The organism is Pedobacter immunditicola, assembly GCF_037482985.1.
GTDB classification, from domain to species: domain Bacteria; phylum Bacteroidota; class Bacteroidia; order Sphingobacteriales; family Sphingobacteriaceae; genus Pedobacter; species Pedobacter immunditicola.
Genome location: NZ_JBBHKC010000001.1, coordinates 284638 through 301610 on the forward strand (window position 1 = coordinate 284638; position 16973 = coordinate 301610).

Here is a 16973-nt window from a genome sequence, read left to right on the forward strand (position 1 = left end):
CTCATGATAGCTTCATTACCATTAAAAAACAATATATATACTAATGAAAATTAAAGCGACAAGTGTACTTAAAATGAAGGCCTGTTACTTAAATGTGTTGGTGCTTTTGCTGGTCACAACACCTGGTTTTGCAAATGGTGCTCCCAAAATGCCGGCAAATGAAATAACAGCCAAAGTCATTAAACAGCGTTATGGGGCTGAATCTGTAAAAATCAATTCATCATCCACAGAAATCGTAGCTGATCAATTGTTAAGCAATGGTAAAGGGATGACTCTAAAAGCTGGTGTTAAAGCCGCCTTGGATGGCGAGCGTTCGGCTGCTGATTTAGTGTTTACGGTTAAATTGCCAAAAGCAGGTCGCTATATCATGCGTTCTTATGCAGTGACCGATAAGGAAGGCGCTGCACTCATGAAAAAAGCCAAAGGTAAATACGAGTCTTTATTCATGCGAATCCAGATTGACGATATCCGCCCTACAAAAAGAGTGGTTTATGTTCCCTGGGACCGGCCTTTGCAGACTTCAGGGAAATTTGAATTTACCGGACAGGAGCAAGAAGTTAGGATTTGGTTACCTCGGGGTGTGAGGTTGGAATATATTGAGTTTTTACCTTATACGCCACCAGGGATACCATTGGCAGCGCAAAATTATAAACCGGGAATTGTGCCGCCCAATTCAAGGCCACGTCTGTGGGTTAATCAGCAGACTTTACCAAAAGTTAAAGCGGCATTAAATGAGGAGGAGCATAAGGCAGCCTGGGCCAAAGTAAAAAAGGCAGCGCTTACACCTTTTGTTTTTAAGTACGATCCGCTTGTTGAAATGGCCCACGATGCCAACTTGGAAAGTGCAGCAGAAAATAAAGCTTTTTATTACCTGATGACGGGTGATAAAACGGTAGGCCGCGAATCAATAGCCCTGATGTCAGCATACTTGTCGAATGTAGAGTTCGGTAACCTATTGGATATTACCAGAGAAATTGGAAGAGCCATATTTACAGCGTCTGAAGTTTATGACTGGTGCTATGACCTCCTCACTGCGGAAGAGAAAAAAGTGTTTGGCGATAACCTGATGAGGTTAGCAGATGATATGGAAATAGGCTGGCCGCCATTTCTGCAGAAAATTGTAAACGGACATGGTAACGAAGCCCAGGTGTGCCGCGATTTGTTATCGATGAGTATTGCTATTTATGATGAAAATCCATTACCTTATCAATACACTTCTTATGCCGTTCTGGAAGAATTAGTGCCAATGCGTAAATTTGAATACCAGTCGCCGCGTCATAACCAGGGTGTTAATTATGGGGCCTATCGTTTTAACTGGGACATGCATGCCGCATGGTTGTTTTATGGGATGACAGGTCAAACTGTTTTCGATGACAATATCAAAAAGGTACATCATCAATGGCTTTATATGCGTACCCCAGATGGACAAATGCTACGTGATGGTGATGGTTTTAGTTCCGGCGCGCCAGGCAAACCTTATTATTGGAGTAGCCCATCCACGATGTTATTGGCCTATTCCTATGCCGCAGATCCAGTTCTTAAAGCCGATTTTCAGCGCCAGGGCGGAGTGCCAAATAATCCGGTACTTTTTCTGCTCTTGAATGATCCGAAACTGAAAGCAGAAACGAGCCGCGAAACTTTACCGTTAACTAAAGACTTTGGTCCTGTTCTGGGTGCTATGATCGCCCGTACGGGCTGGGATTTCACAGCAAATAGTGACGATGTAGTTGCTGAAATTAAAGGCGGGGGTTATCATGCTGGTAATCATCAGCATAGTGATGCCGGTTCCATACAACTTTATTTCCGTGGATTTCAGTTCGGTGATATTGGATTATATAAGTTTTACGGCACGCCCTACGATATGAATTTCAATAAGCGGTCTATTTCCCATAGCATGATGCTGGCGGTAGATCCCAAAGAAAAATTTCTGAACACGGAATCCAATGACGGTGGTACTCGCCTTATTCAGCGGAATCCAAAAACACCTGAAGAGACGCTAACGGACACTATGTTCAGTAACGGAAAGGTTTTGTCTGCAGATTTCGGCCCCATAAAACTTAAGCCCCTTTTTAGTTATTTTTCCGTTGACCTGACCGGTGCTTATTCTTCCAAAATAAGTGCTTACCACAGGAATTTCATGTTTCTGAATTTAGGTAGAAAGGACATCCCCGCAGCCATTATTTTAACGGATAACATGACGACCAGCAATCCTGAATTTAAGAAATACTGGCAAATCAATGCACACCATGCACCTGTAATAACCGACAATGGTTTTGTTCTCCATAATGAATATCAAGGGAAGGTTGGAAAGACGCATGTTGAAATGCTGCTTCCGGCTGCGAAAGACCGCAAAATTGAGGTTCGAAGCGGTGAGGATGCAAACAGTTCCTTTAATTTTAAATACGAAGTGCCAAGTGAGACTTTAGCAGAGGCAAAAGGAAGCCGGATCCTGATTACACCTCATATTTCAAATGGGAATGATCGTTTTCTGACGGTATTGCAGGTAGCTGCTGATGAAACTAAACCTTTGCCGGTTAAACATTTCGAGACCGAAGTGAGCCACGTGATCATCCTGGCTGATCGGGTAGTGAGCATGAGTAAGCATAATGATTTAATCGACAGAGAGTTTATTTTGAATATTCCTGTCAAAGGGAATTATCAGGTAGTTCTTGCCGGAATGAAAGCCGGTGATTGGAACATCACGGGTACCCAGCGTAAAGTGAAATTCAATGTTAAGGTTGAAGAAGGTAAGCACACCGTGTTTTTCCTTGGTTCAAAAGGAAAATATACGATAACACCTGTTGAGTAAACTTATGATGTTTTCATCAATGAATGGCATCACCGTAAAAAAGATGAGAGAATAAAAACACCTTATTGCTTTTCATGTTATCCTTCAGATTTGTATGGTGTAACTCAAAACTTAATGAAATGAGTGCTAATAAAGAAACTGTAACCAGGTATATGGAGGGCTTTTCAAACAGTGACCATTCCAAGATTTTATCTTGTTTAACCGACGATGTGATTTGGGAAATGCCTGGATTTTTTTACCATACCGGCAAAGAGGCCTTTGACAAAGAAATTGAAAATGAAGCGTTCGTAGGCCGGCCGAACATTACAGTCACCCGATTGGTCGAAGAAGCAGATATTGTCGTGGCAGAAGGAGCTGTTAAAAGTCAAAGAAAGGATGGCGGAACGTTGGATGCCGTATTTTGTGACGTGTTCCATATGGAAAACGAAAAAATCAAACAACTCACCAGCTACGTCCTGGTTAAATAATTGAGGTAATGCATTAGAATTTACGGATATAGGTAAATCCGGTAAGCCCGTTCTGGTGCATGGGTACAAGCACTGTATTGTTTGATTTACCCTTAAACAATTTCTCTTTGACAAAAGGGTAGGCCCAGTAAGTGATTTTCGTGGAAAGTATTCCATAGCCAGCGCCTGCAACAACATCGCTGAACCAATGAGCGCCATTATATAAGCGCAGGCCGCCCGTAGCTATCGCAGCCGAATAACCGATCACCGTGTACCATACCGACTCGTCTTTATATTCCTGGTGCATAAACTCAGCCGCCATGAATGCCATAGCTGTATGACCCGATGGAAAAGAGTGATCATTTGCGCCATTCGGGCGCAGCCTGTTTGTAGCTCCTTTTGTAAGGTCCGTTGTCGCACCCATCATCGCAGTAGAAATTAATAGCATGGCTGTGCGGTCAGTAAAATTATGTTTACTGTTTACTCCTGCAAGATCAAGCCCGTAAACTGCAGCTATGGGTACATAGCGGAGATAATCATCTCCTTTAAAGCTAAAACTTGGAAAATCTTCCTGTAACTCGGTATGCGTATTGACGTCTAAATTATGAAGCTGCCTTACTTGTGGCGAACTAAACCCATAGACTACGAATGCCATTGGAATAATAATGGCATTGGTTTTCAGGGGTTTATATGTCAGTTCTTTGTAGATTGTTGGATTTACCTGAGCATCCTTTTGACTATAACAGTTCAAAGAGAAAACTAACCCAAGTAAAATTAAGCTAGATCCTACACGAGTTTTCATTTGTTTAGAGATTGATTTACCTAGGTAAAGAAGCAATCATAAGCAACATTTATGCAAGTTTGTACTCATCTTCGTGACCAGGATCTACATGGTATTTTAAGCTCAACCCTTATTCGCTGCTCCTGCCATTCACAAAAAGAAGGATATAGTAAAGTAAAGTAGCAATTGAACTGATTGCGGCTACTAAATAGGTGCGTGCAGCCCACTTAAGTGCATCAGCGGCTTTATCATGCTCAGTAGGAGTGGTCATGTTATTGTTTTCAAGCCATTTCAATGCGCGGTTGCTGGCATCATATTCAACGGGTAATGTAATGAGCGTAAATAGGGTAGTGATGGAAAACAATGCAATTCCGATAAGGAAAATAGTAGGATTTGCTCCGCCAATTAAAAATCCCATTCCTGCAAGTATGATCCATTGAGAAAGTTGGGAACTGATGTTCACTAAAGGAACGATTGCACTGCGTAAATTCAGCATGTTATAGGCCGTGGCATGCTGCACCGCATGGCCACATTCATGTGCTGCTACTGCAGCTGCAGCTATACTCCGTCCTTCATAAACATCAGGACTCAGGTTAATGGTTTTATTTGCCGGGTTGTAATGATCACTTAACTGACCGGGAGTAGCAAGCACGCTAACATCATAAATGCCGTTATCGGAAAGCATTTTCTCTGCAATTTCCTTCCCGCTCAAACCAACCCTAAGGCCAATCTGACTATATTCGTTAAACTTACGTTTGAGCCTGTTGCTAACAATAAGCCCAATAATAAACATGATCCCCGCAATAAGATAATAACCTATTAATCCCATAACATTTTTTTTAGATTTTAAGCTATACAAAATTAACGATAGAAAGCTGGATTTTTAAGAATTATAAGTCAAAAATGTGCAATACCTACGCTTATGGTGAAATTATAAGGCTTTGATAATGTCAAAACACTAAGTTTTTAATAACAAATACTTTAAAAGCTTTTGGGTAAACACTAGGAATTAATAATAATTTAATATATTCAATTATTATTAATCAATTATAATGTTACCTCCTATGTTAGGAGATTATTGTGCACAGTACGCAACCTATAAAATTGCTTTTTATAAGCCGAAAAATAACGGGTACGTCAACGATGACTGATTTAATAATTAGTCAAGAACCAAATAATACATTAATAGCCAAATAATAAGTTTAAAGAACGAATCTAAAATGCAGCCTGAAGATTTAAAAACGTTGATGAAAATCAAAGCAGGAAGTCAATATGCGTACAACACTTTTTATCAATTATACGGACCACGACTTCTTGCTACGGTGTATTTTTTATGTAATGATAAGGCACTGGCCGAAGATATAGTTCAAGAGTCATTTTTGCGTTTATGGCTAAACCGAAGCATGCTGAATGAAAATCAATCTTTAAAAGGCTATCTCCGTACCATTAGTAAAAATCTGTTTTTAGATCATGTTCGTAAAAATAAAACAGAAAAAGTATATAATAACTTACTTGCTGAACCAATTTCATTTGATACAAGGGATCGCATTGCTTTTAAAGAATTAAATAAAATAATTTTTAATGCCATTAGTGCGTTTTCAGCGGAAAAACAAGAAATGTACATTGGCAGCAGATTTAATGGGAAATCTTATAACGAAATTGCGATTGCAAATAATACCACTCCTAAAGCTGTAGAGCGTCATATTGCGAAAATTTCAATATTCATTAAGGCATATTTGAAAAAGCATTACTTTATCCTTTTCTGATCTTCACCTGCTAATTCTTTTTTAATTATTTAGGGGGATATTTCTTTTCCATACGTATAGGTTCTAGATGGGGAAATATACTGATTCAGAAAACCTTATTAAGGATTTTATAAATGACCGCTTAACGGATCATGACAGGGAGAAATTTTTAAAACTTTATTACTCCATCACTCAAGGTGACAGAGAAGAAGCTGATTCTATTTTCGATGATATCCATGCACAGATTGAGGCTTTGTCTAATGAAGAACTGGCATTTTTTTTAAATAAATTAGATGTATTAAATTCTAAGGCTAAAACCTCTAAGACTAGCAAGTCACTTCAGATTTTTTCGTACCTGAGCTATGCTGCAATCATTGTGGCTGTATTAAGTGTGGGTTTTTTGTTTTTTAAAAGTTTTGAAAAAGGTCCGGCAAGTTATTTTGCAAAGACAGACCAGTTGATTTGGCTTCCAGACAGCAGTTCCGTTGTTCTTAAAGCAGGCAGCTCACTCTATTTGGCTGCTTCTTATGGTAGATCTGTACGTCAAACTAAATTGGATGGCGAAGGTTTTTTCGATGTTAAACCCAATAAGCAAAAACCATTCATAGTTCATTCCAAACATGGCTTGGTTACCAAGGTATTAGGAACCTCATTTTTGATGTCGACCAAAAACACCTTACAAAAAGTCGAAGTTAAAACCGGAAAGGTGCAGGTAAGCAATGGCGATAAGGTTTATGCTATACTGCTTGCAGGTGATAAAATTATAAAAAGAGGTAACGATGCTGTTGAAATAAAACGTCAGGCAAGGAAAACACCAGATGAAAACATCGAGTTTAATAACCTGGACTTAAGGATAGTTGCTTCTAAATTAATGGAAATTTATGGACGATCGATCGTAATTGATAAAAGCGTACCAGAAGGCTTGAAATACACTGCGACTTTTTCCTCTAACCAACCTTTGGAAGAAATAATAATGACGATCAGCACAGTGCATCATTTACATTACAAAATTTCATCAGAGAAGATCATCGTATTTAAATAACCACTATAACAGTCCCACAAACCTAATGACCAAATTAAACCATCAACTAAACCTCTTATTATTTAAAGTATGAAAGAAAATTTACCTATCAAATGGTCTTCCGTTATGCTATTTCTTTACTTCTCCTTATGTTTTGAAATAGCTTCAGCACAAGATTTGTCTGCACGTGTAACGGTTAATACCTCGAATAAAAACATGGGGCAGGTACTCTCTGATGTTCAGAAGCAAACTAAAATTAAGTTTGTTTATAATCCTGAAGAAATTTCTACCACAAAGGTTTTAAATCGAAATTACCAGAATGTACCCTTGTTAACCATGCTGTCGGAATTGGGGTTTTCAGCCCAAAAAAGCGGTGGAAATGTGATCATCGCTAAATTGGAATCCGCAACGCCAAATCAGGCAATCAACCAAATTACTGTCAAAGGTACAGTAAGAGATAAGCAAGGTACTTTACCAGGAGCTTCTGTTACGGTTAAGTCCAATATAGCAACCGGAATATCGACTGATGTTAATGGCAGGTTTACTATAAAAGTTCCCGCTAATGGTGTCTTAATTTTTAGCATGGTTGGCTATGTTAAAAAAGAAGTTCCTGTTCAAGGAGAAAACATCGTTAATGTAGAATTGGACTTTGCAGATAGTCAGTTAGATGAAGTCGCTATTGTAGCCTTTGGAACCCAGAAAAAATCTACCATGGTTGGCTCTGTAACCACTATAAATCCTAAGGAATTGAAGGGACCCACCAGTAATTTAACAACAATGCTAGCGGGCCGTATTGCGGGTGTGATTGCCTATCAACGTAGTGGGGAGCCTGGCAGAGACAATGCTGATTTTTTTATCCGTGGGGTAACCACTTTCGGTACAGGGAAAAAGGATCCACTGATCCTTATCAATGGCATAGAGGTATCTTCAAGTGATTTGGCAAGAATACAACCTGATGATATTGAAGGTTTTTCAATTCTAAAAGATGCTACTGCTTCCTCGCTATATGGAGCTAGAGGGGCAAATGGTGTGGTATTAGTGACTACCAAATCTGGAACAGAAGGCAAAACAAAATTCAATGTTCGTTTCGAAAACAGCTTGTCTGCCAATACACAGAATTTTCAATTAGCAGATAACATTACTTATATGAAACTGGCAAATGAAGCTTCCGCTACACGTGATCCACTTAGGGGCACGCCATATCCGAGAGAAAAAATTGATTATACGATGGCTGGTGACAATCCGCTGCTTTATCCGGACAATAACTGGATTGATTTGATGATTAAAGATTATACAAACAACCAGCGCTTAAATTTTAATTTAAATGGTGGGGGAGCTAAAGCAGTATATTATATAGCCGGTACTGTAAATCAGGATAATGGTGTGTTGAAAACAGTTGCAACTAATAATTTTAACAGTAATGTCAAGGCAACTAACTATGAATTGAGATCGAATGTTAACGTGAAACTAACTCCAACAACCGAAGGTATCATCAGAACAACTGGGAATTTCAACGCTTATAACGGACCTGTAGGAGGGGGGAGCAGGATATTCTCCCAAGCATTATGGTCAAATCCGGTGAAGTTTCCAGCTTACTATTCTCAAGATTATTCGCCATATGCCAAACATACACTTTTTGGCAATGCTCATCGGGAAAATGGGAGTTTATATTCCAATCCTTTTGCTAATGCAGTTTCAGGATTTGAACAGGAGGAAAATTCAAAAGTTACTCTTCAGTTTGAATTAAAGCAGGACTTTGATTTTTTTATACCCGGTTTAAAAGCCCGGTTAATGGCTTATACAAGAAGAAATTCTTTTTTTTCGTTATCCCGTCAGTATAAACCTTTCTTTTACGGTGCAAACATGGACCCCCAGGAAGGTTTCATGGGCCTACAATTGTTAAATGAGGGGAGTGGAACCGAATATTTAACGTATAGTCCGGGAGATAAAATCTCAAACACATATAATTATATAGAGGCAGCAGCTACCTATAATAAAGTGATTGGTAAAAAACATGATTTGAGTGCCATGTTAATCGGATTGGCGAGTAACTATTTAACAGGAAATGCTGCTACACTACAAAACTCTTTGCCACATAGAAACCAGGGAATATCAGGGCGTTTAACCTATGGTTATGATACCCGCTACTTAACTGAATTCAATTTTGGTTATAATGGATCTGAAAGATTTGATGAAAAGAATCGCTTTGGTTTTTTCCCATCAGTGGGTCTAGCCTGGAATATTGTAAATGAGCCTTTCTTTGAGAAATTTGAGAAAACCATCACGAAGTTAAAATTAAGAGGAACTTTCGGTCTTGTTGGTAATGATCAGATCGGGGAAGAGAATGACCGTTTCTTTTATTTGTCCAATGTTAACATGAATTTCGCAGGCAAAGGCTATTCCTTTGGTGAAAACTACACGGAATATAACTCGGGTGTGAATGTCACAAGATATGAAAACCGGGAAATTACGTGGGAGAAGGCTTATAAAACCAATTTAGGTTTAGAAATAGGCATCAATAATGCGCTCAACGTGGACATAGATGTTTTTCATGAGAAAAGGGAAAATATCTTAATGTCAAGAGCTTTTATTCCAACTACCATGGGCTTAAATGCGCCGATCCAGGCTAACGTGGGAGAGGCAGAAGGCAAGGGCTTTGAAGTAGCATTGGATTATTCTAAGTCTTTTTCAAACGCCTCATGGTTTTCATTCAGAGGGAATTTCACTTATGCGAAAAGTAAGCTTTTGGTAAATGAGGAACCTGATTACACAGCCAGTGAGAAATTGTTGTCAAAGATTGGTTATCCAGTAAATCAAGTATTTGGTTTGATTGCAGAACGATATTTCGTAGATGAGTTTGAAGTCGCTAATTCACCACGCCAGAATTTCGGTAATTATATGGCAGGAGACATCAAGTACAGAGATGTTAATGGCGATGGTCAAATTACCAATTTGGATCATGTTCCAATTGGCCATCCAACAATGCCAGAAATTGTGTTTGGTTTTGGCTTTTCTTATGGTTATAAGGCATTTGATATCAGCGCCTTTTTTCAGGGATCTGCCCGTTCATCTTTTTGGATAAATCCGAGTAATATTGCTCCTTTTGTTCAGAATCCATTAAATCTTGCTCAGAATGAAGGAAATCAAAATGGCCTTTTAACTCATGTGGCTAATAGCCATTGGTCAGAAGATAATCGTGATACCTATGCCTTCTGGCCAAGGTTGTCTGATCAATTAGTTACAAATAACATGCAATCATCAACCTGGTGGATGAGGAACGGATCTTTTATGCGCTTAAAAAGTGTTGAATTAGGCTATAATGTTCCAAAAAGTATTTTGAATAAAGTGAAGTTTTCAAACGTCCGGCTCTATGCTAATGCCCTTAACTTATTCTCCATCAGCAAATTCAAAATGTGGGATGCTGAAATGGCAGGCAATGGTTTAGGTTATCCGATTCAACGAGTTATAAATGTTGGAGTCAATGTTGGTTTTTAATTTAAGATAAAAGAGAATGAAACAGAATATATTCAATATAAAGAAAGTACACCTATTCAATTTTTGTATGCTATTAGCAACCCTAATAACGTTTGGAAGTTGTAAGAAATTTTTAGATGTAGTTCCTGATGATGTGGCTACAATAGACCATGCTTTCAGCAATCGGTTCGAAGCAGAAAAATATCTTCACACTTGCTACTCATACCCCTTTAACCGAGGAAGTAATGACCCGGTTGTAGCAAATATTATGTTTACTGGTGGTGATGAATTATGGACTTACAACGGTGATAATTATAGATTAGAATCTCCTTGGAAAATTGCTATGGGTGAACAGAATAAGGTTAACCCATTTGTGAACGCATGGGATGGTTTGAATCATGCCAGGCCTACTTTTAAGGCTATAAGGGATTGTAATATTTTCCTTGAACATGTAAGCGATGAATCAAAGATCTTAGATCTTGACCCGCAAATGCGTCAGCGATGGATTGCAGAAGTAAAATTTCTGAAGGCCTATTATCATTTTGTGCTTCTTCGGATGTATGGTCCAATTCCAATTACAGATAAAAACTTACCCATCTCCGCATCTCCGGCTGAAGTAAAAGTAAAACGCGATCCTTTCGATGAAGTTGTGAGTTATATCACTTCTTTATTAGATGAATCAGCAGCTGTATTACCAGCTTCCATCGAGAATAAATCTACAGAATCTGGTAGAGCCACTAAAACTGCCGCGTTAATGTTGAAGGCACGTTTATTAGTAATGGCTGCAAGTCCATTATTTAACGGTAATTCAGATTATGCGAACTTCAAAGACAAAGATGGTATACAGTTAATAAATCCGACTTATGATCCTTCCAAATGGCAGAAAGCCGTTGACGCAGGTAGAGCAGCCTTAGATGCTGCAGAAGAAGGCGGGTTCTCTCTTTATCAATTTTCTGAAAACATAGGAAAAATTTCTGATTCTACCAGAATTCAAATGAACATCAGAGGTGCAGTAACAGAAAAGTGGAATAGTGAATTAATATGGGGATTTACAGACCACCAGGAAACGGCGGTTGCAGGTATTCAGAATGGGGCTATGGCTGGTCAAATTGATCATCGTTTAACTGTTGCTCCACAATGGACTTCCTATTTATCGGTAACGATGCGTATGGCAGAGTTATTTTATAGTGACAAGGGTGTTCCTATAAATGAAGATAAAAATTGGGCTTACGATAAACGGTTTGAGCTGGCAACTGCTACACGTGCAGAACGCTTTAACATATTAGAGGGTTTTACGACAGCAAAGCTAAATTTTAACCGCGAAAATAGATTTTATGGCAGTGTAGCTTTTGATGGCGCAAAATGGTTCATGCAAAATAGCCCTAACCAAAGTGATGAAAATACATCTTTTTATGTACATGCGAAATTCGGCCAGAATAACGGAAAAATCAGAGATCAATATTACAATGTAACAGGCTATTGGCCAAAAAAATTAGTGAATTGGAAATACATTCAAACTAATGCAGGGAGCTATACCACTGAAAAATATCCAAGACCGGAAATGCGTTTAGCTGACCTTTATCTGTTATATGCAGAAGCTTTAAATGAAGCAGGGAATAGCACTGAAGCTTTTGTCTGGTTAGATAAAATTAGATCACGTGCTGGTCTGCAAGGGGTTCTTCAGTCATGGCAAGCGCATTCTAAAAGCCCTAATAAGCCTTCAACAAAAGAAGGACTACGTGAAATAGTTCATCAGGAAAGAATGATTGAGTTGGCTTTCGAAGGCTCAAGGATTTGGGACTTAAGGCGATGGAAGAAAGCCGAAATTCTGCAGAATATGCCAGTAAGAGGCTGGGATGTAAACGGAAGTACTACAAATGATTATTACAGGATTAGAACATTACATAACATGCAATTTGTATCTCCCAGGGATTATTTATGGCCCATAAAAGAGTCAAATCTAACTGTTAATTCAAATTTAGTTCAGAACCCTGGTTGGTAAACATAAAATTATTCATATGAAATTAAAGATAATATTACTCGCAATTCTTGCCGTTTTTGTTGGAGCGTGTAAGGACGAAATTAATTCACCACTTGAAAAGGATTCAGTTAAATCTGGAAACATTTCCAATGTTTCAGTGGAAAATTTACCTGGTGGGGCTGTTCTTACTTATTCAATTCCCACTGATCCAAGCTTCTTGTATGTACTTGCTGAGGTAAATACTAAAGGTGGTAAAGTAAGGCAATTTAAAGCCTCTCATTATATTAATACACTTAAAATTGATGGACTCGGAGATACGGATACTTATGAGGTAAAAGTATATGCCGTTAACAAAAGCGAACAGCGGTCAGCGCCTTTGAGCGTCGAAATTAAACCCTTTACTCCCCCCTTCCGTACGGTTTTTGAAACGGTAGAGGTCATCGAGGATTTTGGAGGGATAAATATCAAATTTAAGAATGAAAGTGAAGCGGATCTCGGCGTGATCTTATACGCTACTGATTCATCGGGCGTATTTAAGCAGTATGGAACTTACTATTCCAAGGCAAAAAATGTAAGCCATTCTTTTAGGGGCATGCGTAGTGAAAAAACTAAAATAGGGGTATTCATAAGAGACCGCTGGGAAAACTCTTCTGATACTTTAATTAATGAACTAACACCATTGCATGAGGAGATGATTAAAAAGCCATATACAGACATCACCTTACCCGGTGATGCTCCTATTTATGAAGGCTTGAGCTATATAGCAAAGCATTTTATGTGGGACGGCAGATGGTCGACAGTTTTTAGTAATCCTTACAATCCTGGCCTAAGCATGACTACTCAAGGTCCTAATGATGGAAAACCTTTGCATGTAACTTTTGCCTTAGCAAATAAAGCACGGTTAAGCCGAATGAGGGTGAGTAATTACTACCAATATCAAAACCGCACCATGAGGAAATATGAAATCTGGGGACATCCTGGAACTCCTCCAAGCAATGGGAGTTGGGACGGGTGGATAAAATTAGGAACTCATGAACAAGTAAAACCTTCTGGATTACCAATTGGACAATATTCTGAAGAAGACAAGAAAGCTTGGGAAGCAGGTGATAATTTCAACCTACTTGCGGACGCCCCGGCAATAAAGTATCTAAGGATAAAGTGTCTGCTGAATTGGACCGGGAATTCAAATATGGCAATAGCAGAAGTTACTTTATGGGGCAGTGAACGGTAAATGTTAAACAAATAAAAATTCAAGGATGAAAAAAAATATTCTTTTACTGCTGCTCATTAGTGTTGTTGCGACATTAGCATGCACGAAAATGGACGATTACAAAAAATATACGAATGGAAAAGAACTTGCTTATGCTGGAAAAGCTGATTCTCTCAGGGCTTTTCCAGGAAAAAACCGAATTAAGTTATCTTGGAGGTTAGTGTCAGACCCGAAAATTACTAAAGCGAGAATTTATTGGAATAATAAAGCTGATTCTCTGGAAATAGCAATCAAAAGAACTGTTGGGGTTGATACCATCAATGTAATTTTAGAGAAAATGAAGGAAGGCAACTACAGTTTTGAAGTGATCACCATACACGATGATCAGATCCGTTCGGTTCCTGCTTATATAAGCGGACGGGTCTACGGCCAGAATTATGAAGTTACCTTACTTAACCGAGGGATCCAAAGTACAACCTATCTAACGAATAATGGTTACAGGATAAATTGGGGACTAGTGGAGGGGACAGCTTTAGGTGTTGACATCACCTATGCAAAAACTAATGGTACGGTAACTAATTACCGGGTACCCACTACCGAAAATGTGACCACATTAACAACCGTTAAGCGGCCGGGTCAAATTTATTACCGGACCTTATTTAAACCGGATTCTTTATCTATCGACACATTTTACAGTAAGATTGATACTTTAAGGTTAAATTAAGCATGATGAGAATGTTTTTGACACTTTCATTTGTTGGAGTAATGTTGTTTAATATTTTATTTTCACAAAAAGAAAATGAAATAAGCAGGAATGATGCAGCAAAAGTAAGCCCGGGAGTAATAAGTGATTTAGTGCTTCTCTATCATGGCGGAACTCATCGTTTGAATTATACTGAAGCGCAGCTCCAGCCTTATCTATATAGAACTACTAAAAATGTTAAACATGAATGGTTATTCGATGGTTTTTTGTTTTTGGAATTCAAAGATAATCTTGGATATGAATATGCTAAGGGTTATGGGCAGAAACCTGCTAATAAAGATCAATGGATTTGGTTAACCAAGAGAAATTTTGAGAGAGGAAAAGGTGTAAATGCATTAAATACTTCTCTTAAGAAGCTTGCAAATAAGAATGTAATCCCCAATCGGAAGAGAAAGGTTGTTTTAACTTTGCCTGATCCAATTAAAGGTAGCAATACCTGGGGTTACGTAAATGGCAAACAGCTGGATTTTAATAAAACTGAAGATCGTATAACTGCATGTAAATGGTATGTTGATCATGTGATACAACAATGGAATAAACAGGGCTTTGATCAATTGCAATTTGAAGGCTTTTATTGGGTAGCAGAAACCCAACGTGATAGCTGGGAAATTCTTCAAGAGCTCAGTAAATACATTAAAAGTAAAGGTCTGGACTTTTATTGGATTCCGTATATGTATGCAGAAGGGGCAGCTGACTGGAAGAAAAGTGGTTTTGATCACGCCTACCAACAACCAAACTACTTTTTCAAAGCAGATAGACCTTATTCACTTTTAACCAAGGCAATTGATATGGGTAATAAGCATCATATGGGACTTGAAATGGAATTTGATTTTAAGGTAACTCAACCAATTTTCAAAAAAAGGTTTTATGATTATATAAAAGCCTTCGAAGATGGTGGGGTTTGGGATACCAAACCCGTTGCTTATTATGAGGGTGGTGGCGCCTGGTTAGCAATGTCTAAGGGATCAGAATCACAAAGACAAATGTATAATGATTTGAGTGACATCATTGTTAAAAGACAAAAGCGTGCTGATGGAGTCATAAAAGAGGTCAGGTAGTAAAATGTAACGTCACATTATTATTTCAAGATACTTTTAACAGCTGTAACATCGTTAACTTTGTATAAGTGTCAAATTAATTTTCAACATTTTAACTTAAACAAACCATATGAAATGTCCTTCCTGTAATGAAACGTTGTTGATGAGCGACAAACGCGGTGTAGAGATTGATTATTGTCCAAACTGCAGGGGAATCTGGCTGGACAGGGGTGAACTCGAGAAGATAATGGAGAGCTCAGCAGAGCACTATTCCAGCAGAGATAATTACGAAAAAGATTATAAACAATATGGATATAACCAGCATCCTGGTGATCAACATCATGATAAAAGATATCCGTATAAAAAGAAGAAGTCCTTTTTGAATGATTTCTTCGATTTTTAATTCAGTCATAAAAACTAATTACTTCCCGTAATTCCAATAGGGTGTCAGATCTGCTTTTTGCTTAGCGATTTGATCACCCTATTGTTTTGCATAATAACTTATCTTATCAGACTCCTCCTCGATACTTTTTACGTTTCTGAGGATACAATCCGTTACTGTTTGTATAAATCTCTCTGATACCACATGCCCCATACCCTCAACTACACATAGTTCTGCATTAGGTACCACAGTAGCAACTTCCTCACCACATACCAACTTCACCAAGGGGTCAGCGTCACCATGTATCACCATGGTCGGAACCTGGATCTTCGACAGTGCTGTTCTGCGGTCGCAATTATCTCCAATCAAGACAGCGGCAACCTGCCTGGTTGTCCCTTCTGGATACCATGATCGCTTGATGTGTGCCAATGCTCTTTTCCTCAAAAGGGGTTCATCATCCAGGCTGCCCAGTACTTTGTAAATGTTGACAAGGTAAGTGGCCAGGATATCCGGATCTTTAGTGTTTGGTGGTGGCATGCTCATCGCTTTTAGGGCTTTTTCGTCCCCCTGGGGCAAGTCTGGATTTCCTGATGAAGCCATGATACTAGTGAGTGTAAGTACTTTTTCCGGATGGTTAATTGTGATTAATTGAGCAATCGCGCCGCCCATCGATCCGCCCACAATATGGGCTTTTTCGATATTTAAAGCCTCCAGTAAGCCTGTTGCATCTTCGGCCATATCAACTAAAGTATATGGGAGAGGGGCAGGCTCACATTTTTTAACGAAGGGGATGATCGCTCCCCAATCCGGTGCGCCAAGTGAATCAAATTTTGTAGATAAGCCCACATCCCGGTTGTCAAACCGGATTACCCGATAGCCCCGGTTAGCCAAAGCCTGGCAGAATTCCACCGGCCAGTCGACCAGCTGGGCGCCTGTTCCATGAATAAGAAGAATAGTTTCTGCATCCGTATTACCGAATGATTCATAAGCAATGTTAATATTATTTGCTTTGATGTACTTCGTTTGTGCCTTACTATTAAAACATAAGATCAAACCTAATGTCAACCAAAGCGCTGTCTGAAATGTAATTCTTATTGCTTTCATCATCTTCAAATTTCATTGCTGATTGTTGTGTTTGGTGTACGGGCATACTATTGATTAGGAGGATGGAGGTGCTGTTTTTTTAAATATTTTATTTATATTTATTGGAGATCCGCTTCCTTAAATTTACTTATTTAAAATAAATTAATACGGATAATATTCAATTCCAAAATGGTTTATCCACCGAAGCTGATACAGATTCCTTTTTTTGGAATAATTGACT

The 16973-nt window shown here is 38.7% G+C and carries 13 protein-coding genes; 10 read left to right on the forward strand and 3 right to left on the reverse strand.

Translation table 11 applies throughout. From position 1 onward, the window contains the following. Nucleotides 1-43 precede the first annotated feature (43 nt). Nucleotides 44-2809, forward strand: coding sequence for a hypothetical protein (locus tag WG905_RS01200; protein ID WP_339589860.1), 2766 nt, complete (start codon nt 44-46; stop codon nt 2807-2809). Between the two features lie 119 nt (nt 2810-2928). Continuing rightward, entirely contained in the window at nt 2929-3276 is a 348-nt protein-coding gene (locus WG905_RS01205) for a nuclear transport factor 2 family protein (RefSeq protein ID WP_339589861.1), read from the forward strand. A 13-nt stretch (nt 3277-3289) separates the two neighbouring features. Here WG905_RS01205 and WG905_RS01210 read toward each other — a convergent pair whose 3' ends face one another. After that, nucleotides 3290-4057 (reverse strand): phosphatase PAP2 family protein, encoded by a 768-nt coding sequence (locus WG905_RS01210; protein WP_339589862.1) that lies wholly within the window; start codon nt 4055-4057, stop codon nt 3290-3292. Between the two features lie 109 nt (nt 4058-4166). Beyond that, nucleotides 4167-4865 carry a zinc metallopeptidase gene (locus tag WG905_RS01215; protein WP_339589863.1) on the reverse strand — a complete coding sequence of 233 codons (699 nt, stop codon included), beginning with the start codon at nt 4863-4865 and terminating at the stop codon, nt 4167-4169. A gap of 391 nt (nt 4866-5256) precedes the next feature. Here WG905_RS01215 and WG905_RS01220 point away from each other — a divergent pair, with 391 nt between their 5' ends. The 8 genes from WG905_RS01220 to WG905_RS01255 all read left to right on the forward strand — a co-directional run bounded on the left by WG905_RS01220 (nt 5257) and on the right by WG905_RS01255 (nt 15670). After that, a complete protein-coding gene (locus tag WG905_RS01220) occupies nt 5257-5802 on the forward strand; it encodes an RNA polymerase sigma factor (RefSeq protein WP_339589864.1) in 546 nt (181 codons plus the stop codon). Nucleotides 5803-5869: 67 nt separating this feature from the next. Continuing rightward, nucleotides 5870-6823, forward strand: a complete 954-nt coding sequence (locus tag WG905_RS01225; protein WP_339589865.1) for a FecR family protein — start codon at nt 5870-5872, stop codon at nt 6821-6823. Nucleotides 6824-6892: 69 nt separating this feature from the next. Next, nucleotides 6893-10297, forward strand: coding sequence for a SusC/RagA family TonB-linked outer membrane protein (locus WG905_RS01230; RefSeq protein WP_339589866.1), 3405 nt, complete (start codon nt 6893-6895; stop codon nt 10295-10297). Between the two features lie 67 nt (nt 10298-10364). Further along, nucleotides 10365-12278, forward strand: a complete 1914-nt coding sequence (locus WG905_RS01235) for a RagB/SusD family nutrient uptake outer membrane protein (protein WP_339589867.1) — start codon at nt 10365-10367, stop codon at nt 12276-12278. A 16-nt stretch (nt 12279-12294) separates the two neighbouring features. Continuing rightward, the gene (locus tag WG905_RS01240) at nt 12295-13488 is read left to right on the forward strand and encodes a DUF4959 domain-containing protein (protein WP_339589868.1); all 1194 of its coding nucleotides are present in this window, start codon (nt 12295-12297) and stop codon (nt 13486-13488) included. A gap of 25 nt (nt 13489-13513) precedes the next feature. Beyond that, nucleotides 13514-14191: a DUF4998 domain-containing protein gene (locus tag WG905_RS01245; protein WP_339589869.1), complete on the forward strand. Its 678-nt coding sequence runs from the start codon at nt 13514-13516 to the stop codon at nt 14189-14191. 2 nt (nt 14192-14193) lie between these two features. Next, nucleotides 14194-15288 (forward strand): DUF4855 domain-containing protein, encoded by a 1095-nt coding sequence (locus tag WG905_RS01250; protein WP_339589870.1) that lies wholly within the window; start codon nt 14194-14196, stop codon nt 15286-15288. Nucleotides 15289-15397: 109 nt separating this feature from the next. Further along, a complete protein-coding gene (locus WG905_RS01255; RefSeq protein WP_339589871.1) occupies nt 15398-15670 on the forward strand; it encodes a TFIIB-type zinc ribbon-containing protein in 273 nt (90 codons plus the stop codon). Nucleotides 15671-15748: 78 nt separating this feature from the next. Here WG905_RS01255 and WG905_RS01260 read toward each other — a convergent pair whose 3' ends face one another. Beyond that, nucleotides 15749-16756 carry an alpha/beta fold hydrolase gene (locus tag WG905_RS01260; protein ID WP_339589872.1) on the reverse strand — a complete coding sequence of 336 codons (1008 nt, stop codon included), beginning with the start codon at nt 16754-16756 and terminating at the stop codon, nt 15749-15751. Between the last annotated feature and the right edge of the window lie 217 nt (nt 16757-16973).